At 67.3% G+C, this 17372-nt stretch carries 20 protein-coding genes; 3 read left to right on the forward strand and 17 right to left on the reverse strand.

All coding sequences use genetic code 11. The features are described from left to right. Positions 1–44 precede the first annotated feature (44 nt). The 9 genes from ACQPYH_RS00115 to ACQPYH_RS00155 all read right to left on the reverse strand — a co-directional run bounded on the left by ACQPYH_RS00115 (position 45) and on the right by ACQPYH_RS00155 (position 5003). Positions 45–437: a YciI family protein gene (locus ACQPYH_RS00115; protein WP_432884798.1), complete on the reverse strand. Its 393-nt coding sequence runs from the start codon at positions 435–437 to the stop codon at positions 45–47. Between the two features lie 315 nt (positions 438–752). Continuing rightward, positions 753–1088: a hypothetical protein gene (locus ACQPYH_RS00120; RefSeq protein ID WP_432884801.1), complete on the reverse strand. Its 336-nt coding sequence runs from the start codon at positions 1086–1088 to the stop codon at positions 753–755. A 56-nt stretch (positions 1089–1144) separates the two neighbouring features. After that, positions 1145–1582: a hypothetical protein gene (locus ACQPYH_RS00125; protein ID WP_432884803.1), complete on the reverse strand. Its 438-nt coding sequence runs from the start codon at positions 1580–1582 to the stop codon at positions 1145–1147. Positions 1583–1599: 17 nt separating this feature from the next. Continuing rightward, on the reverse strand, positions 1600–2145 hold the full coding sequence (locus tag ACQPYH_RS00130) for a dihydrofolate reductase family protein (RefSeq protein ID WP_432884805.1): 546 nt from the start codon (positions 2143–2145) through the stop codon (positions 1600–1602). An 81-nt stretch (positions 2146–2226) separates the two neighbouring features. Further along, positions 2227–2694, reverse strand: coding sequence for an NUDIX hydrolase (locus ACQPYH_RS00135; RefSeq protein WP_432884808.1), 468 nt, complete (start codon positions 2692–2694; stop codon positions 2227–2229). Between the two features lie 24 nt (positions 2695–2718). After that, positions 2719–3240, reverse strand: a complete 522-nt coding sequence (locus ACQPYH_RS00140; RefSeq protein ID WP_432884810.1) for a DinB family protein — start codon at positions 3238–3240, stop codon at positions 2719–2721. Between the two features lie 144 nt (positions 3241–3384). Beyond that, on the reverse strand, positions 3385–3861 hold the full coding sequence (locus ACQPYH_RS00145) for an NUDIX hydrolase (RefSeq protein WP_432884812.1): 477 nt from the start codon (positions 3859–3861) through the stop codon (positions 3385–3387). A gap of 10 nt (positions 3862–3871) precedes the next feature. Continuing rightward, a complete protein-coding gene (locus ACQPYH_RS00150; RefSeq protein ID WP_432884814.1) occupies positions 3872–4567 on the reverse strand; it encodes a VOC family protein in 696 nt (231 codons plus the stop codon). Positions 4568–4610: 43 nt separating this feature from the next. Continuing rightward, positions 4611–5003, reverse strand: coding sequence for a nuclear transport factor 2 family protein (locus ACQPYH_RS00155; RefSeq protein WP_432884817.1), 393 nt, complete (start codon positions 5001–5003; stop codon positions 4611–4613). A 54-nt stretch (positions 5004–5057) separates the two neighbouring features. Here ACQPYH_RS00155 and ACQPYH_RS00160 point away from each other — a divergent pair, with 54 nt between their 5' ends. Next, positions 5058–5642, forward strand: coding sequence for a TetR/AcrR family transcriptional regulator (locus ACQPYH_RS00160; RefSeq protein ID WP_432884819.1), 585 nt, complete (start codon positions 5058–5060; stop codon positions 5640–5642). Continuing rightward, a complete protein-coding gene (locus tag ACQPYH_RS00165; RefSeq protein ID WP_432884822.1) occupies positions 5639–6418 on the forward strand; it encodes an LLM class flavin-dependent oxidoreductase in 780 nt (259 codons plus the stop codon). Before ACQPYH_RS00160 ends, ACQPYH_RS00165 begins: the two co-directional genes overlap by 4 nt. Here ACQPYH_RS00165 and ACQPYH_RS00170 read toward each other — a convergent pair. The 6 genes from ACQPYH_RS00170 to ACQPYH_RS00195 are packed head-to-tail and all read right to left on the reverse strand — an operon-like array spanning position 6415 to position 12524. Continuing rightward, positions 6415–7161, reverse strand: a complete 747-nt coding sequence (locus tag ACQPYH_RS00170) for an ABC transporter ATP-binding protein (protein ID WP_432884824.1) — start codon at positions 7159–7161, stop codon at positions 6415–6417. The two genes, ACQPYH_RS00165 and ACQPYH_RS00170, sit on opposite strands and share 4 nt — an antisense overlap. Beyond that, complete coding sequence (locus ACQPYH_RS00175; RefSeq protein WP_432884827.1) at positions 7154–8158, reverse strand: ABC transporter ATP-binding protein; 1005 nt, start codon at positions 8156–8158, stop codon at positions 7154–7156. The genes ACQPYH_RS00170 and ACQPYH_RS00175 overlap by 8 nt, the downstream gene beginning before the upstream one ends. Beyond that, positions 8155–9666, reverse strand: coding sequence for an ABC transporter substrate-binding protein (locus ACQPYH_RS00180; protein ID WP_432884830.1), 1512 nt, complete (start codon positions 9664–9666; stop codon positions 8155–8157). Before ACQPYH_RS00180 ends, ACQPYH_RS00175 begins: the two co-directional genes overlap by 4 nt. Before the next feature lie 28 nt (positions 9667–9694). Beyond that, positions 9695–10561 carry an ABC transporter permease gene (locus ACQPYH_RS00185; protein ID WP_432884833.1) on the reverse strand — a complete coding sequence of 289 codons (867 nt, stop codon included), beginning with the start codon at positions 10559–10561 and terminating at the stop codon, positions 9695–9697. Next, positions 10561–11487, reverse strand: a complete 927-nt coding sequence (locus tag ACQPYH_RS00190) for an ABC transporter permease (RefSeq protein WP_130443366.1) — start codon at positions 11485–11487, stop codon at positions 10561–10563. The genes ACQPYH_RS00185 and ACQPYH_RS00190 overlap by 1 nt, the downstream gene beginning before the upstream one ends. Then, positions 11484–12524 carry a LacI family DNA-binding transcriptional regulator gene (locus ACQPYH_RS00195; protein WP_432884836.1) on the reverse strand — a complete coding sequence of 347 codons (1041 nt, stop codon included), beginning with the start codon at positions 12522–12524 and terminating at the stop codon, positions 11484–11486. Before ACQPYH_RS00195 ends, ACQPYH_RS00190 begins: the two co-directional genes overlap by 4 nt. A 160-nt stretch (positions 12525–12684) precedes the next feature. On the opposite strand from ACQPYH_RS00195, the gene ACQPYH_RS00200 reads away from it, so the two are divergent. Then, the gene (locus ACQPYH_RS00200) at positions 12685–14457 is read left to right on the forward strand and encodes a glycoside hydrolase family 127 protein (protein WP_432884839.1); all 1773 of its coding nucleotides are present in this window, start codon (positions 12685–12687) and stop codon (positions 14455–14457) included. Here the strand turns inward: ACQPYH_RS00200 and ACQPYH_RS00205 are convergent. After that, positions 14447–16096, reverse strand: a complete 1650-nt coding sequence (locus ACQPYH_RS00205) for an amidohydrolase (protein ID WP_432884842.1) — start codon at positions 16094–16096, stop codon at positions 14447–14449. The genes ACQPYH_RS00200 and ACQPYH_RS00205 overlap by 11 nt on opposite strands. Further along, positions 16093–17319, reverse strand: a complete 1227-nt coding sequence (locus ACQPYH_RS00210) for a carboxylesterase/lipase family protein (RefSeq protein WP_432884845.1) — start codon at positions 17317–17319, stop codon at positions 16093–16095. Before ACQPYH_RS00210 ends, ACQPYH_RS00205 begins: the two co-directional genes overlap by 4 nt. Between the last annotated feature and the right edge of the window lie 53 nt (positions 17320–17372).

The raw sequence follows: 17372 nt of genomic DNA on the forward strand, positions 1-17372 counted from the left end.
CGCAGCCGCATGAGGTCTGGTCGAGCGTGTGGTGAGGCTGTCGGTCAGACGGCGTCGGGATGTGAGCCTCGGCTGGCTACCTGGCGGAGCATCTCGTCGGTCTCGGGGTCGGGCATGAGTTCGCGGACCTCTTGGGCGCAGCGGCAGGCGACGGCGATCTTGGCGGCCCACTTCAGCGCTTCCTCGCGGGTGGCCACGTTGACGACGGAGAACCCGCCGACGACCTCCTTGGTCTCCGGGTACGGCCCGTCGATGACCAACCCGTCCGGGTCCACGACGCTGGCCCGCTGCCTCTCGAGCCCACCGCCGTACACCCACACACCGGCGTTCACAGCCTCCCGAACCACCTCGTGCGACGCCTTGCCCACGTCCGGCCAATCCTCGGCGGGAATGTGGTCCATCGCGCCCTCATTGAACGAGATCAAGTACTCCGTCATCCCACAACTCCCATGTCCCGGCGGCCCAACCGACCACCTCTCACATCCTCTACGAACGACCCGCCCCAAATCCGACGCTATGCCAAAGGAAATCCTCACGGGAGTCCGCCGCTCCGTGCTTCCCACCCGGCTCCCTCGTCGCCGTGCTGCGCGCAGCTCCCGCCCCGCCCTCGGGCTCAGCGCCCGAAGCATCCTTTCCGGCTGCCGCCGGACTCTCGACCACCCGCCAGGGACTGCTCGGCCGGCGCGCGGATGAGCAGACCGCCGCGTCGGCGACTGCGGGCGTGGGATCGGGGCTCGAACTCACACTCGGACTCACCTAGTGGGGTCCCACCCGAAGTAGTCGGGCTCCAGGTCGACGCGGAATCGGACGGCATTTATCGTCGTCAGGCCATTGAGCCAGGCCTTTGAGATTCTGTGGCCGCCGTCCATGAGGCGGCCGTCGGCGGACAGGATGACCGTGTCGTTGAGGTCGGCCTTCTGGATGCGGTCGGCGTGACTGGCGACCATTCGGCAGGTGACGGCTCTGCCGCCGAACCAGCAGTCCTCGTCGAACTCTGGGATTGCGTTGATCGGCGCGGACTCGACAGGAAGACCTTCGGCCAGCTGCCAGAGGCGTTCGGTCAGGTAGAAGGCCCGGCCACTGGGCACGGCGCGTGATGTCGTTCAGCCATCGGACCATCACCATTCGTTGAGCCGCTCGCCTATTACCTGCCTTCCGCGGTCAATTGCGGGCCTAGCGCGGCGGCGATTGCGTCGTACTGCTGGTGGTTGATGCGGATGACGATTGACTGGGCTTCGTCGGAGAGGGACACGATGTCGTCGCCGGCGGCGTTCCAGACGGTGGCGTCGTACGCCCGGGGTGCGAAGTCCACGAAGGCCGACCAGACCTGGTCATCGGCGTACGTGATGACTCCGGTTTGGGAGTAGCCGCCGGGTTCGACTCGGCCTGTCCGAGCTGCAACACCGCGGAGGACCCTGGCGGCGGATGCGACTTCTGGCGGCCAATCCGCGGAAGCCACCGGTATGTCGGTCTCGTAGCGGGCCACGGAGCCTTGCACTGTTCGCAGGAGCAGGCGACATGTCCTCGCCGCGTCGGCATGGCTCGATCCACCGCTGACGGTGAACGTCTCCAGCGTCGTCATGCCGACAGCATCCCTGGCTAGTGGAGTACGCGGTAGTTGGCCAGAAGGTGGCCGCTTGGGGTGTTGGTGGAGTGGAGGGTTTCTAGGCGGATGGCGGGTAGGGAGGTCAGGAGTTGTTGGCCGGTGCCGACGATGGTGGGCATGACTACGAGTCTTAGTTCGTCGACCAGGCCGGCGGTTAGTAGGGCTCGGGTGATTGAGATGCTGCCGTGGATGCCGATGTCGCCGCCGGGCTGGGACTTCAGGGTGCGGACGAAGTCGACGAGGTCGCCTTCGATGGGCTGGGAGTTGGACCATTCGGCTTTGAGTGGGGTCGACGTTGCGACGTACTTGGGGGCTGCGTTGATGAAGGAGGCGAAGGGTTCGATGTCGCTGGTTGGCCAGAAGCCGGACCATTCGTCGTACGTGCGGCGTCCGAGGATGACTACGTCCTGGGTCTCGATGAGTCGCTTGCCGGCGGCATCCGTCTCGTCGTCCCAGCCGGTGAGGAACTTGTCCGGAGCCTCGGCGACTCCATCCAGCGACAAGAAGTAGCCGGCGACAACCTTGCGCGGGTCAGGCATGGTGGTTCTCCTTCGGAGGTCTGTGATTACCCCTTCGTCGAACGGCGCAAGCCTAGATCGACGGCGGACCCGAAGAAGTTTCTAGGGGCAGAGGTTTGCGAGTGCGGCATCGATCGGGAACAGGTCGGGCAGCGGCTCGGTCGGGTTCCACCAGACGGCGTCGGACATTTCGTCGTTCGCCACGAACGGTTGTGGTGAGGCGAGCTGGCCGCGGTAGATCGCGAGGTACTCGAGGCGGTCGTCGGGTGCGATTCGGATCCTCGCGACGCCGGCGAGATCGAGAGAGTCTGCGCGCTGGCCGCTCTCTTCTTCGAGTTCGCGTACGGCGGCTTCGCGCGGGGACTCGCCCGGATCGAGCATGCCGCCGGGGAGCTCCCACGCTTTGCGGTACCGGTTGAAGACCATCAGGCACTCGTCACCGCACCAGAGCACGACCAGCGACGCGGTCAACGGCACGGACTGATCCAGGCTGCCGAACTGGTCTTCACGGATCCGCTCGAAGCTGAGCAGCGCCGACCCGTCGGTGTTCTCGACCGGAAGCTCATACATGGCCGCCGAGTATTCCATCCGAACCTATTCGCCGGTGGTGCCGTCGAGGGATTCGCGGAGGAGGTCGGCGTGGCCTAGGTGGCGGGCGTATTCCTCGACTACGTGGGTGAGGATGAAGTGGAGGTCGGTGTTGCCGAATTCGGGGTTGGGGATGGTGTGGGTGAGGTTGTGGGGTGGGAAGAGGGATCTGGAGTCGGCGCAGGCGGAGAGGTAGTCGGCGTACACGGTCCGGGCCGGGGTGGGGTCTGATTCGTCGAACCAATCGGTGGCGGGGTTGGTTCGGTAGGAGGGGTACTGCGGGGTGGTGCCGCCCAGGCGGTGTTGTAGCCAGTAGCGTTCGACGCCCTGTAGGTGGCGCATGAGGGACAGCAGGGTCAGGTCTGAGGGCGGGATCGCGCGGTGGCGGAGTTGGGGATCCGTGAGGCCCTCGCATTTCCACAGGAACGTGGCGCGGTGGTAGTCGAGGTTCGAGGCGATCACTTCCAGCCAGGTACCCGACAAGATCCGCTCGGGGCGGACGATCTTCTCGATCACGATGTCGCTCATACCTGATCGATGCGTGGGGTCGGCGTGGATCGACAGCGCTAACGACAGGAGGTGTCGCCGGATCCGGCCAGATCCACGGCACGCTCAGGCGGCCGCTGCCATGTACGTACATGGCTACGTCCTGTCGTTAGCGCTGGAAGGTGGTCAGTGCACCACGAGGCCGCCTACTGGGATGGGCGGGATGTGGCCGGTGAGGGGTTGGACCTGGGCGAGGGTCAGGCCTACGTCAACGATGGCGGCGCGGTGGAGAGCGGGGACGTCGGGAAGTGGGGTCCAGACGGATTCGGCGGTTTCGCCGTTGGGTTCGGGGCGGGTGGTGCCGGCGGTGATCCGGACGGCGTAGTAGATGCCGATGTTCTGGTGGTCCTCGGGGCCGGGGAGGCGGCGTTCGGCAGAGGGGATGACTCGGGAGTCGACACCGAGGAGGCGCTCGACGACGGACGAGTAGCCGGTTTCCTCCGCGACCTCGCGGACCACGGTGTCGAACGGGTCCTCGCAGGGTTCGACTCCGCCGCCGGGGAGGGTCCACCAGGTGCCGTCGCCGTACGGCGAGACGTACCGCGCGAGTAGTACTCGTCCGTCCTCGATGCACACGGCGTACGCGGCCAGTCGTCTGCTCATCCACGCGACTCTAGATGCAGAAAGGATGACCGGCCGGGTCGGCGTATACGTGGTGATACTCACCGCTCGTCTGCAGAGCCTCAGCGCCGACGGAAACAGCGTGAGCGCGAGCAGCCGGTACGTCGGCAGTCAGCAGATCCAGATGCACTTGCTGCGGGTTCGCCGGATCGGGCCAGCGTGGAGCGGGCGCCGCGCTCAGCTGGAACGCGAGTTCCGGCGTACCGGCGAGAACCACGCGGGACGGCGTGTCGAGCACGCGCGAAGTCCGGTCAAGCAGCGCGCTGTAGAACGCAGCAAGGGCTCGCGGGTCAGGGCAGTCGATGACGATCCGGCGGATCTCCGCGCGCTCGGTCGGCTCCGAGTACAGGCAGAACGGGTGCCCGATCGGATCCGCGTACACCTGCCACTCGCCGTTGTCCCGCAGCAGCTGAGCCCCAGGCGGCGCAACAAATGACGGTACGGCGATGTCGAGGTGCATCTGCTGCGCCCCATCGGGCCATCCCGGCGGCTGATAGTCGATCGGCCCGTCCCCGAACGCGAGGTACAGATCAGACGCCTCGCTGCCGACGATGATCCAATCCTCGCGAACGATCTCCATCCCGAGCAGGTCCGCGTAGAACTGAGCGACCGGCCGAGCCCCGCGGTCGTAGCTCTCCGGCGTGTTCCCCGGACAGGCGAAGACGACGTTCCGAATCGTCAGACTCACCCGTCCACCTCACCCGAGAAGCTCAGCCGGCGCAACGGTTGAGTCAGCTCAGGTCAGGGACGGAATGGGCGCCGACGTAGTCGCGGAAGAGTTTGATCTTCCCGTTCTGGATCCGGAAGACCTGGATGCAGGTGGCCTGGAACGGTACGTCGGTCGTCGTGTGCCGGGCCTCGGTGACGAGTTCGAGGATGACGACTTCGGGGTCGGTTGTTCGGTGCAGCTGGACCGTGCGGAGGTCGGTGATCTCGACGGCTCGGGTGCCCGCCCTCAGCGAGAACTCGCGGATCGCGTCGCGGCCGACCAGGCGGTCTGGCACGCCTTGAAGGGCGAACGGCATCTCGATGACGCCGTCCTCCGCGAAGAGTTCGGCGAACGACTCGAAGTCGCGATCGATCAGGTACTGGCGGCGTTGTTCAAGTACTTCCTCAGGAGTCATTCAACGACCGTAGAACGAAATTCGCAGAGATTCAACACCTGTAGAATGAATTCGGTGAACGAGACCACCCGCGACCGCCGCCGCGTCGAGACGCAGCAGCGGATCCTGACCGAGGCGAGAAGGCTGTTCGCCGAGACCGGGTACGACCGGACGACGATCCGGGCCGTGGCCGCCGCAGCGCAGGTCGATCCGGGCCTGGTGATGCACTACTTCGGCAGCAAACAGCAGCTGTTCGCCCGCGCGGCCGAGACCGAGAGCCGGCCGATCGTCGAGGGGACCGCCGACGAGGTGGCCGCGCAACTGCTGGAGCGGCTCCGCGAGTCGTTGATCGACGAGCCGGTCGCCTCCCTCGCGGTACTTCGCTCGATGCTGACCCATCCTGAGGCGGCCGACGAAGTTCGCGGCAACGCCCAGGTCCGCGGGAGCAATATCAGCAAGGCGATTCGCGGCGTCGACGGCGAACTCCTTGCCGATGTGCTGAGCGCCATGCTCATCGGTGTCGTGCTCGGTCGCCACTTGCTCAAGCTGGAGCATCTCGCCGATGCCGACCCGGACAAGATTGTCGAGTTGCTGGCGCCCGCGATCCATTCGCTGACCGAGGAATACGGTCGTCCGGGCGCGAGTTGGCCCGAGGTATGAGCCTTGAGATCGGAGTCATCCTTCCGACGTCGACGCCGGACCCCGAGCGCCCGATTCTCGGCGACGTCCGGGAGAGCGCGAGGTATGCCGAGAGCGTCGGGCTGGACTCGGTGTGGTCGACGGACCACCTGGTGGCGAGCGCGCCGCTCCTCGACAGCTCCGTCGTACTCGCGACCGCGGCCGCGGTGACCGAGCGGATCACGGTCGGGTACAACGTGATGCTCCTGGCACTCAGGCCGGTCGCGTGGGCGGCGAAGCAGATCAACACGCTGCAGCTCGTCTCGAACAGCCGGCTCGTTCTCGGCGTCGGCACGGGGAATCCGGCGCACGGCGACATCGGATGGCGTGCCGCCGGTGTGAACTACGCGGAGCGCGGTCGCCTGACCGACGAGGCTCTCGCCGTACTGCGGGATCTGATCGCCGGCAAGCCCGCGACGGTCGACCAGGATCTCGAGGTGACGCTCTCCCCCGGCTCGCCGGTCCCGCCGATCTTTGTCGCGGGCAACGGTCCCCGCGCACTCCGGCGAGCGGCCCGGTACGGCGACGGGTGGGCGACGATCGCCGCAACGCCGGACGAGGTCCGCACCAACCTGGCCCGCATCAATGAACTTGCCGACGGCAAGCAACTGAAGGCCACCGTTGTCGCGCCCCAGATCGATGGCAACCCCACCGAACAACTGGCCGAGTACGAAGCCGCAGGAGTAGAACGCATCATCCTCCCGCCAACCGGCGACTGGCGCCGCGATTACGACAAGGCAGCCGAACTGCGGAACTAGCTGTTCAGCTCAAGGGCCGCATCCAGCAGACTCTGCGTGTACTCGTGCTGCGGCGCACCCAGTACGTCGGTAGCCGGCCCTTCCTCCACGAGTACGCCGCGACGCATCACCGCGATCCGATCCGCGATCTGGTGTACGACGCCGAGATCGTGGGAGATGAACAGCATCGACAGGTTGTGCCGCTGCCGGAGATCGTCGAGCAGCCGAAGAATCTGCGCCTGAACGGAGACGTCCAGCGCAGACACCGCTTCGTCGCAGACCAGAAGCCGGGGCTTCACCGCCAGCGCGCGGGCCAGACTGACGCGTTGGCACTGCCCGCCGGACAATTGACTGGCCCGCTGACCGGCAACGGATGGATCGAGCCCGACGTCCGCCAGCAGCTGATCAAGATCGCCGTCGGCTGCCGACGGATGCGTGCGCCACGCCTCGCCGATGATCGACGCGACAGTCATCCGAGGGTTCAGCGACGAGCGCGGATCCTGGAACACCATCTGGATCGCGCGCTGCAGCTCTCCAGCCCGCCGAGTGCCAGGCGGCACCGAGCGACCGTCATAAAGAATCGAACCGGACGCCGGCCGGACGAGCCCGACGATCGAGCGGGCAACCGTGGTCTTACCCGAGCCGGACTCTCCCACGAGTCCGACTGTCTCGTTGGCGCCGACAGTCAGACTGACCCCGTCCACCGCGACGAACGGCTTGCGGTGCAGGCCGAACGTGACCCGCAGATCCCGGACCTCAAGCATCGAGCACCTCCTCAGCGAAGTGACACGCGGTCCAACGCCCCGGCGCAACCGCTCGCAGTGCGGGCTGCTCAGTCCGGCACCGCTCCCGCGCCAACGGGCACCGCGGATGGAAAGCACACCCAGCCGGCCGATTCGCGGGCGTGGCCGGCGTACCAGGCAACGGATGAGCCAGAGCAGTCTTCGTGCGTACTGCGGGAACGCTGTCGACCAACGCTCTCGTATAAGGATGCGCGGGCTGCCGCAGTACGTCGGACGTCGCGCCACGCTCTGCCACGCGCCCGGCGTACATCACGACGACCTGGTGGGCGACATGTGCCATCACCCGCAGGTCGTGGCTGACGAGGAGCATCGACAGGCCGGCGTCCTCCTGGATGGAACGCAGCAGCCGAAGGATGCGGGCCTGTACGGTCACGTCCAGCGCCGTCGTCGGTTCGTCGGCGAGCAGCAGCGATGGGCTCCCGGCGAGCGCCATCGCGATGACAGCGCGCTGACGCATGCCGCCGGAGAACTCGTGCGGGAAGCTGCCGAGCTTCTCCGTCGGCTCGGGGATGCCCGCACGGTCGAGCAGTTCGACGACTCGGGAACGGACCGCAGCCCGGGACTGACCGGAGCGACGCAGGATCTCGCCGACCTGGCGGCCGATGGTCTGGGTCGGGTTGAGCGCGGCCAGCGGGTCCTGGAAGATCATCGCGATCTCGTGCCCACGCAGTTCCCGGCGGCGGGAAGAAGTTGCCGTCAGCAACTCCTCTCCGCGCCACGACAGCGAGCCGGAGACCTCGGCGCCGTCGGGCAGGAGACCGATCAACGCGTTCGCGGTCATGGTCTTCCCCGAGCCGGACTCGCCGATCAGGCCGACGGTGGTCGCCGACGGGATGTCGAAGGACACCTCGTCGACGACCCGCACCACGCCCGACCGCCCCGGCAGGTCGACCGCGAGCCCCGAGACCGTCAGCAGCGTTTCGACCGCAGTGCCTACGGACAGGTCGTCGCGAATCAAGAGTTGACCTGCAGCTTGGAGAAGTCGGGCAGACCGTTCGGGTCGGGGGTGAAGCCGCTGAGGCGCTTGTTCCACGCGTAGGCGTACTTGACCGCCATCGGGAACATGCCGACCGCGTCGTCCCAGATGATCTTCTCGGCCTCGCCGTACAGCTTGACCCGCTCCTGCTCGTCGGTGCTGGCAGCGGCCTGCGAGATCAGCTTGTCGAGCGCGGGGTTGCAGTAGCCGTTGCGCTTGGCCGCGCACGGGTAGAGCCGGCCGACGGTGTTCGCGGCGTCGAGCATCGGGTTCGACAGTTGCTGGAAGTTGATGTCCCAGTTCAGTGCCAGCAGGTCCTTGGTGAAGACGGCTTGCTCTTTCTGCAGCAGGTCGACCTGTACGCCGATCTTCTGCAGGTCCGAAACGACCGCCTGGTTGAACTGCTGGAACTCCGCGTTCGCGAACTGCAGTCGCAGCTTCGTGCCGAAGTCGAAGCCGGCCGCCGTCAGCGCGGCCTTTGCCGCCACCGGGTCGTACTTGACCGGTGTCTGCGCGACATACCCGAGGGTCTGCTTCGACACCACCGAGTCGGACAGCGAACCGGTCTGCGGATACAGCTTCTTGATGATGGTCGGGAAGTCGACCGCCTCCCACAACGCGCGCCGGACGGCCGCGTCCTTCAGAGCCGGCGTCGACGAGTTGAACCACATCGTGTAGACGGCGGAGCTCTGCACGATCTGCACGTTCAGTGTCGAGTCCTTCTGCACCTCGGGCAGCTGATCGTCCGGGATCCCCCAGACCACGTCCGCCTCGCCGGTGCGCAGCGCGGTCAACCGGGCAGCGAGTTCGGGCATCTTCTTGATCGTCACCTTGGTGACCTTCGGCGCGCCGCCGTAGTACTGCGGGTTCGGCACCAGGACGATCTCGTTCGGGCTGAACTTGTCGAGCTTGAACGGCCCGGTCCCGATCGGCTTGTCGAAGAACGCGGTGTCGTTCGCGCCGACCCCCGACGGCAGGACGAAGAACACCGCAAGCTTGCGCAGGATCGCGGCATCCGGTTTGGAGGCCGTGAGTACGACGGTGTCGTCGGTCGGCGCGGTCATCGTGTAGTCGGGGAAGTTCGCGGCGTTCGTGCCCTTGAGGTCGATGAACCGCTTGAAGGAGTCGGCCACATCGGCGGCCTTTAACTCCTTGCCGTCGCTGAACTTCACGCCCTTCCGCAACGTGAAAGTCCAGACGCGAGCAGTGGCGTCGGACTTCCAGGACGTCGCCAGGTCCCCCTCGACCGAACCATCGGTCTTGGTCCGGACCAGCCGGCTGAAGAGCTGCTGCTCGACCATCTGCGGTCCGGTGCCGCCGCCCTGCGGGCCGCCCGGATCGATGCTGTCGACCGGATAGGTGCCGGCGATCACCACTTCACCGCCGCCGGAACTCGAGCTGCCGCCGTTGGTGGCGCTGGAGCAGGCGCTCAGCGCCATCGTGGCGGCGACCCCGAGTGTCAGTGCCGCCCGCCGTGTCAGAGGAATCATGGGGTTTCTCCTGCCTTCCGACGCGTCATCAGTTGAGGTGTCCGCGTCCGTAACGGGCGGTGAGCTGGTCACCGAGGATGCCGATGTTGACGATCAGCAGCGACAGGGCGATTCCCGGCAGGGCCGAGATCCACCACGCGCTGTCGAGGTACTGCTTGCCGTTGGCAATGGTTTGTCCCCAGGACACCGCCGACGGCGGCAGCCCGATCCCGAGGAAGCTCAGTCCGGCTTCGGCGAGTACGACGAGCGCGAACTCGAGCGTGGCCAGTGCGACCACCGGACCGATCGTGAACGGTACGACGTGACGAAGCAGGATCGACGTACGACGGACGCCGAGGACGCGAGCCGCATCGACCCAGGCGCGTTCCCGCAACGAGAGCGAGACGCCGCGGGTGACCCGGGCGAACGAGATCCATGCCGTCGCGGCCAGCGCGATCACGACCACCGGCACGCTGCGCTCGAACGCGCCGGCGATCACGATCGTGAGCAGGATCGCCGGGAACGCGAGCAGGATGTCGATGCCCCGGGCAAGGAATGTGTCGAGCCAGCCGCGGAAGTACCCGGCGACGGTGCCGATCGTGACGCCGACGACGCAGGAGACGACCACGGTCGCGATACCGATGAGGATCGACGTGCGGGCGCCGTACACGACCTGGGCGAGGACGTCGCGGCCGAGGCCGTCCGTGCCGAGCCACGCGGTGCCGCCGGTGGACAGATGCGAACCGGGCCTGAGCAGCCGGTCGTCGAGCGAGGTGCTGATCGGGTTGTAGTCGACCACCAGCGGGCCGATCCCCGCGACCAGTGCGTAGATCGCGAGTACGGCGTACGGGATCTTGCCGAGCCAGGTGCCGACCCGACGTACGGCGAGCGGGCGGGTCACCGCGAGCGTGGCCATCAGCTGCCCTCCAACCGGATGCGCGGATCGAGCTGGGAGTAGACGAGGTCGGCGGCCAGGTTGAAGAGCATCACGATGCCGGCAATCACGAACGTCGCCGCCTGTACCACCTCGTAGTCGCGGTTGGTCACCGAGTCGACGACGAGCGAACCGAGGCCGGGCCAGGAGAACACGTTCTCGACGATCACCGCGCCGCCCATCAGACCGCCCATGTGCAGCCCGACGATCGTGACGACCGGCAGCAGTGAGTTGCGCAGTGCGTGCCCGAGCAGGACTTGCCGATCGGTGAGGCCCTTGGACTTCGCGGTCTGGATGTACGGCTCGCGCAGAGTCTCGGCCACGCTGGTCCGGGTCAGCCGCGCGACGATCGCTGTGAACGGAAGCGCCATGGTGATGGCGGGCAGGATCAGATGCTGCGGAGTACCCGAGCCGGAGCTCGGCAGCAGTCGCAGCGCCAGCGCGAAGACCAGGATCAGCATGATCCCGATCCAGAACGTCGGGAACGACTGCAGCGCGATCGCCGCCGCAGACACCACTCGGTCGACCACGCTGCCCGGTCGGCCGCCCGCCAGCAGTCCCAGCGTCAGACCGAGAACCACGGCGATCAGAGTGGACGCCAGCATCAGCTCCGCCGTGGCCGGCAACCGCTCGAGTACTTCTGACATCGCGGGGTGCCCGAGCCGGTACGAGTCGCCGAAGTCGAGCCGTACGGCGTGACCGAGGTAGTCGACGTACTGGACGGCCAGCGGGCGTTGCAGGCCGAGTGAAGCGCTCAGCTCCTTCACCTGGTCCTGTGTCGCATCCGGACCGAGCAGGATCGAGACAGGGTCACCCGGTGCGACCCGGACGATGAGGAAGATCAGCGACGCCGCGCCCCACATCACCAGGACGCCGATCAGCAGTCGCTTGACCACAACGCGAATCATGGAAGCTCCTTGGGAGGTCCGACCGTCGCACCGGGCGCGAACCCGCACCGGACGCTTTCACTGCGCGCACCGGAGTCAGGTGCTTCCAGCAGTTGCACCAGGAGGCCCATCGCCTGACGGCCCATCTGCTCGCGCGGCACGATCAGTCCGGTCCACGGAGTGCCGTCATGTCGCGCACCGGTCGAATCACCGAGCTCCACGACGCTGAGGTCCGAAGGGATGTTCAGACCACGCCGAGTCGCGCAGACCAGCAGCTCCTCGGCCAGCAGTTGTTGCTCCGCGAGTACTGCGGTGATGCCGCCGCGCTGCAGCTCCTCCACCAGGCCGTCAACTTCCGCAACGGAGTCGAGCGTCCACACCGGTCCGGCAAGATGCTGGGAAGGCGTTGCCTGGCGGAACCCGCCCTCGCGATCACGGCTCGGCTGTGCGCCGTCGTTGCCGATCCGTGCGTATGCCACGCGCTGGTGTCCCAGCTCGAACAGCCGCTCGGTGAGTTGCTTGGTCGCACCGGCGTAGTCGGCCGCGACGTACGACACCGGCGGACCCGACACCTCGCGGTGGCCGACGTACACGAACGGGTAGCCGGAGTCGCGCAGCCGCTCGATCTCCTCGACGTTGGGATCGCGGCCGAGCAGCAACGCGCCGTCCGCGTGCCAGAGCCGGGTCGATCCGTCGCGGAAGATCTGCCGCTCGCCGCCGGCGCTGGTGAACAGCAGCAGGTCGTAGCCGAGGTCGGCCGCCTCCTGCTCCATGCCGAGCAGGAACGGGAAGTAGAAGTCCACGCCGCTGGTCGGGAACACCGGCTCGAACGTGTAGACGCCGATGATCTTGTTCCGCCCGCCGGCCAGAGAGCGGGCCGATGCGTTCGCGACGTACCCCCACTCGCGCATCACGGTCAGCACGCGCTCGCGGGTCGCCGGGCTGATCCGGATACTCGCGTCGCGCTCGTTGAGCACCAGCGAGACGGTCGCCTGGCTGACCCCGGCAAGCCGGGCGATATCGGCCTGCGTGGGTCTCTTGGCCGGTGTGCGGCTCAACGTGGTGTCCTTCCTGCTAATACGCCCTACCATTGCGGTTCCGGAAGTTTCGCCAGCGTTTCGAGCAGGTGTCAAGAGGTGGCATTGATTAGCTGGGTATTACCAGCTAATCCCCATTAGCACCTGGCGTCGGCCCGCGGCCCGCGGTTAGCGTCCCGGCATGCAGCCATCCCCTGCGGTACCGACCGCGGCCGCGGTCGTGACGTTGCGCCCGGTGTCCGAGGCACAGGTGACGGGCGGGTTCTGGGCCGGCCGGATGGCCGCCAACCGGGCCGCGATCCCGCTCGGCCGCGAGCGGCTCGAGGCCGCCGGGAACCTAGCCAACCTCCGGATCGCTGCCGGCGAGGCAAGTGGTGATGCGCAGGGCGCCAGCTTCCGCGACTCCGACGTCTACAAGTGGCTGGAGGCCGCAGCCTGGGACGGTTCGCTACCCGACGAGCTGACCCGCACCATCACCGCGGCACAGCAGGACGACGGCTACCTCAACTCCGCCATCCAGGTCCGCGGCGAGGAGCCGTACACCCATCTCTGGAACAGCCACGAGCTCTACTGCGCCGGACACCTCTTCCAGGCCGCAGTAGCCGCATCCCGAACCGGAGACAGCAAGCTCCTACAGGTAGCTACTAGGTTCGCCGACCATCTCGCCGACACCTTCGGGCCCTCAGGACGCACCGAGCTCGAAGGCCATCCAGGCATCGAATCCGCACTGGTCGAGCTCTACCGCGAGACCGGCAACCGCCGCTACCTGGACCTGGCGAAGTACTTCGTGGATGCCCGCGGCCATGGCAAGGCAACCAAGCCAGGCTTCGACCCCTCCCACTACGGAGACCCGGCGCACTACTCCGACCGCGTCCCGGTCCGAGACGCCGACTCGCTGGAGGGCCACGCCGTACGCGCGGTGTACTTCGCCACCGGTGCAACCGACGTAGCGATCGAGACCGACGACGCGGAGCTGCTGGACGCAGTACTCCGGCAGTACGACAACATGCGCCGGCGAAAGCAGCACGTGACCGGTGCGGTCGGGTCGCGATGGGACGGTGAAGCGTTCGGCGACGACTACGAGCTCCCACCGGACCGCGCGTACGCCGAGACGTGTGCCGCGATCGGCGTACTGCAGTGGGCCTGGCGATTGCTGCTGGCAACCGGTGACCCGTCGTACGCCGACCAGATCGAGCTGCTGCTCTACAACGCGATCCTGCCGGCCGTGTCGCTCGAGGACGCGGACTACTTCTACGTGAACACGCTGCACCGACGGACCGGTGCGCGTGGTGACGTGCAGCGCGCACCGGCGTACGGGCGGCGGCCGTGGTTCAACTGTGCATGCTGTCCGCCCAATGTGATGCGCACCTTGGCCAGCCTGCCGTCGTACCTCGCCACTGGTACTGCGGACGGCCTGCAGATCCAGCAGTACGCCGCGAGCACACTGCGGGCTGGATCGTTCGCGGTAGAGGTGGAAACCGACTACCCGTGGGACGGACGCGTCACGGTGACTGTCAGGGAGGCTCCGCCCGGTGAGGTCGAGCTGGCGCTGCGCATCCCCGAGTGGGCGTCCGATGCAACTGTCGACGACAAGCCCGTCGTAGCAGGCGACTACGCCCGCGTACGTCGCGTCTTCCAACCAGGCGACGAGGTAGCACTGCAGCTACCGATGCCGCCGCGACTGCTGACCTCCAACGACCGAGTCGACTCCACGCGCGGCTGCGTCGCCGTCGCCCGCGGCCCACTCGTCTACGCACTGGAGCAGCCCGACCAGCAGCCTGGTGTCGTGCTGGAGGACCTCCGCCTCGACCCGACCGCAGAGATCACCTCAGCACACACCGAGCTGCTCGGCGGTGTCACCACTCTGCACAGCACCCAGCTGACCCTTATTCCCTACTACTCCTGGGCCAACCGAGGTCTGCACCCGATGCGCGTCTGGATACCTACGAGCTGACGACCTCGCCTCCGACAACAGCCGTCAGCACCGCGGCATCGCGGATCTCGTCGACCGGGCAGGTGAGGATGTCGCGATCCAGTACGACGAAGTCCGCGAGCTTCCCCGCCTCGATCGAACCGAGCCGATCCCCGACGCCCAGAACCACAGCGGCATCGGCAGTCCAGCCACGGATCGCCTCGGGCCGCGTCATCGTCTTCGCCGGCGTCAGCAGACTGCGTCCGCTGCGGCCGTCCTTGCGAGTCAGCGAAGCCCACAGGTCGAACAGCGGCGGATGCGCGCCGTCGCTGCCGAGTGCAATGGGCACACCGGCGTCGATCCACCAGCGCACCGGCGTCACGTGCTCCCACTGGTCGCCGGGCAGCCGCTTCACGTAGACCGGTTCGCCGCGGGCGAAGTCCACGCCGGCGCAGACCTGCGCGACGAGTCCGAGCGCGGCGAAGCGTGCAATCTGCTCCTTCGTCACGTGGTGGACGTGTTGCAGGACCCAGCTCCGGCCCGTCAGCGGCGTCTCCCGGTGCACGATCTCCAAAGCGTCGGCAGCGATCTCGCACGCGCCGTCACCGGTGACGAGCACGTTCAACCGCACGTCGTGCTGTACGGCGAGCCGCGCGACGTCCGCCAACTGCTCGACAGTCAGCACCGACGCCCCATTGCCGAGAACGTCGTGCTGATCCAGATACGGCTCGCTCATCAAGGCGCCGCCGAAATGCAGCGGCGTCTCCAGCGAGACCGTCAACCCGTGGATCCGCAGGCGGTCGTCCCCGGTGCCCGCACCGGCCGCGTCGGAGACGGTCGTCATCCACTCCGCCAGGTCCACGGGCTTGCCGACGGGTACGTCGTACGTGCCGACAACGCGGCCAGGCAGCCGACCGGCGTCGTGCAGTCCCTGCAGGTCCGGGGCGAACGCGGTGTTGCCGTGCCCTTCGTAAACCGTGGTGAGTCCGTGGGTGAGGTTGGTCTGCAGCGCGGTCGCGATGGCTTCCTGCCGAGCCTCTGCTGTCTTGGCCGGCAGCGACATCAGCAGCTGGCGGACCAACGGGATGCGGGCGTTGTAGAAGAGCATGCCGTGGACCACGCCGGTCGGTTCGCCGTTGGCGTCCCGCTCGATCCGGAGACCTGGCTGATCAGGCGTGTCACGCGTGATGCCGAGCTCGCGGAGCGCGGCGCTGTTGAGGATCGCCGGATGCGGCCAGAACGGCGGCGTCGGAATGTGCACCGGGTTGTCCGGCGCGACCACGTCGAGGTCGGCCCGGGTCGGCCAGCGTCGCTCGGCCAGTCCGTCCGGTACGTCGAAGTAGTACGTCGGTGTGCCGAGCGCCGTCGTACTGATCCAAACGCCGGGCTCGGTCTTGGCCGTGACCTCGCCGATCCGTTCGACGATGGCTGCGATGGAGGTGAGACCGGTCAGGTTCGGCTCGGCCAGGCTCTCCACCGCAACGTGCACGGTATGGGAATGCGCGTCGATGAAGCCGGGGACGACCGTACGGCCGCCGAGATCGACCACCGGTCCGCCCAGCTCGCGGATCTCGTCGTTGCTGCCGACAGCGGTGAACCGTCCGTCGGTCACCGCGAAGGCTTCGGCGATCGAGAATCCGCCATCGACGGTGACGACCTTCCCGTTCAGATACAGGGTCATGGCAGCTCCAAATGATGTACGGCGGCCACCGGCCACCCGGGGTTTCCGTCGTGGACGAAGGAGATCCAGGCCGGCTGAACGACCTCGACCATCGCGGCCAAGGACTCGTCGTCGGCTCCGGCGAGCAGCGGTGCGTCGCGGCAGGCATCGAGGTTGCCGAAGACGAACGGCAGCTCGATGCAGTGGCAGGCACCGAAGGGGTTTCCGGCCGGACTCCAGTCGAACCGGTAGAGCCACGCCGGATTCCCCGCGAGTGCGAGCAGATCGGCAAGCTGGTGCATGGGTTCCTCGAACAGCTCGGCGGTGACTCTGGGATCGCCGCCGTGGGCGTTGGCCTCGTCGCGCGTCGTCCCCATCAGGAGCTGCACACCGTTCGCACCCCGGGTGCCCGCCCCGAGAACGATGTCCTCGGCAACTACCCCTTCCTCGGCGACGAACCGGTACGGCGGAATCACGCCCGGGTGCAGGCGAACCAGCTCGAGCTGGGCCGCGAGGATGTCACTCACCGACGCCGTGTAGGGGTCCGTGCCCACGGCCTGGCGAAACTCGGTCGCGATCGCGTCGGCCGCAGAAGGTGCGAGCGGTCGCAGCCCTCCCGGCGCGCTCTGCACGATCGCCCGGTGGAACAGGCCGTCTGCGGCCCGGCCGGACAGCATCGCGAGGATCGAGATGGCGCCGGCGGACTGGCCCGCGACCGTCACCGCGCCGGGATCGCCGCCGAACGCCGCGATGTTCTCCTGGACCCAGCGCAGCGCCTCGATCTGGTCCAGCAGACCGACGTTGCTCTGCTCGAGCCGGAAGAACCCGAGCGCGCCGAGCCGGTAGTTGACCGTCACCACGACCAGGTCACCGCGCCGGGCGAGCGCGGCGCCGTCGTACCAGTCGAGACTGCCGGAGCCGGAGCTGAAGCCGCCGCCGTGCAGGAAGACGAAGACCGGACGCCGGCCGGACGGCTCGCTCGGGTTCCAGATGTTCAGGCTGAGGCAGTCTTCGGACTGGTCCTGGGTCCGCGCACCGATCACCTCGGCCAATCGGGAGGGCGGCTGCGGTGCGGCCGGGCCGGTGCGGGTCGCGTCGCGTACGCCGTCCCACTTGTCCGGTGGACCCGGTGGCTTGAAGCGTCCGGGTGGAGCGGCGAACGGGACGCCGAGGTAGGAGTCGACACCGCTCTGATGGGATCCGCGGAGTGTTCCTTGGCTGATGGTCGTCTCTGGCTGGTTCACCCTTCGACGGTCGCAAGCTCTCTCGCCTGCGTCAGAAAGATCGCCAGATCTGG

This window comes from Kribbella sp. CA-245084, assembly GCF_050942355.1.
Classification (GTDB): domain Bacteria; phylum Actinomycetota; class Actinomycetes; order Propionibacteriales; family Kribbellaceae; genus Kribbella.

Coding starts and splice junctions, on each gene's coding strand:
- ACQPYH_RS00200 (WP_432884839.1), top strand. CDS start 12,685: ATGCAGCCATCCCCTGCGGTACCGACCGCGGCCGCGGTCGTGACGTTG.
- ACQPYH_RS00115 (WP_432884798.1), bottom strand. CDS start 437: ATGACGGAGTACTTGATCTCGTTCAATGAGGGCGCGATGGACCACATT.
- ACQPYH_RS00190 (WP_130443366.1), bottom strand. CDS start 11,487: ATGATTCGCGTTGTGGTCAAGCGACTGCTGATCGGCGTCCTGGTGATG.
- ACQPYH_RS00140 (WP_432884810.1), bottom strand. CDS start 3,240: ATGAGCGACATCGTGATCGAGAAGATCGTCCGCCCCGAGCGGATCTTG.
- ACQPYH_RS00145 (WP_432884812.1), bottom strand. CDS start 3,861: ATGAGCAGACGACTGGCCGCGTACGCCGTGTGCATCGAGGACGGACGA.
- ACQPYH_RS00155 (WP_432884817.1), bottom strand. CDS start 5,003: ATGACTCCTGAGGAAGTACTTGAACAACGCCGCCAGTACCTGATCGAT.
- ACQPYH_RS00170 (WP_432884824.1), bottom strand. CDS start 7,161: ATGCTTGAGGTCCGGGATCTGCGGGTCACGTTCGGCCTGCACCGCAAG.
- ACQPYH_RS00185 (WP_432884833.1), bottom strand. CDS start 10,561: ATGGCCACGCTCGCGGTGACCCGCCCGCTCGCCGTACGTCGGGTCGGC.
- ACQPYH_RS00135 (WP_432884808.1), bottom strand. CDS start 2,694: ATGTATGAGCTTCCGGTCGAGAACACCGACGGGTCGGCGCTGCTCAGC.
- ACQPYH_RS00205 (WP_432884842.1), bottom strand. CDS start 16,096: ATGACCCTGTATCTGAACGGGAAGGTCGTCACCGTCGATGGCGGATTC.
- ACQPYH_RS00125 (WP_432884803.1), bottom strand. CDS start 1,582: ATGACGACGCTGGAGACGTTCACCGTCAGCGGTGGATCGAGCCATGCC.
- ACQPYH_RS00130 (WP_432884805.1), bottom strand. CDS start 2,145: ATGCCTGACCCGCGCAAGGTTGTCGCCGGCTACTTCTTGTCGCTGGAT.
- ACQPYH_RS00180 (WP_432884830.1), bottom strand. CDS start 9,666: ATGATTCCTCTGACACGGCGGGCGGCACTGACACTCGGGGTCGCCGCC.
- ACQPYH_RS00165 (WP_432884822.1), top strand. CDS start 5,639: ATGAGCCTTGAGATCGGAGTCATCCTTCCGACGTCGACGCCGGACCCC.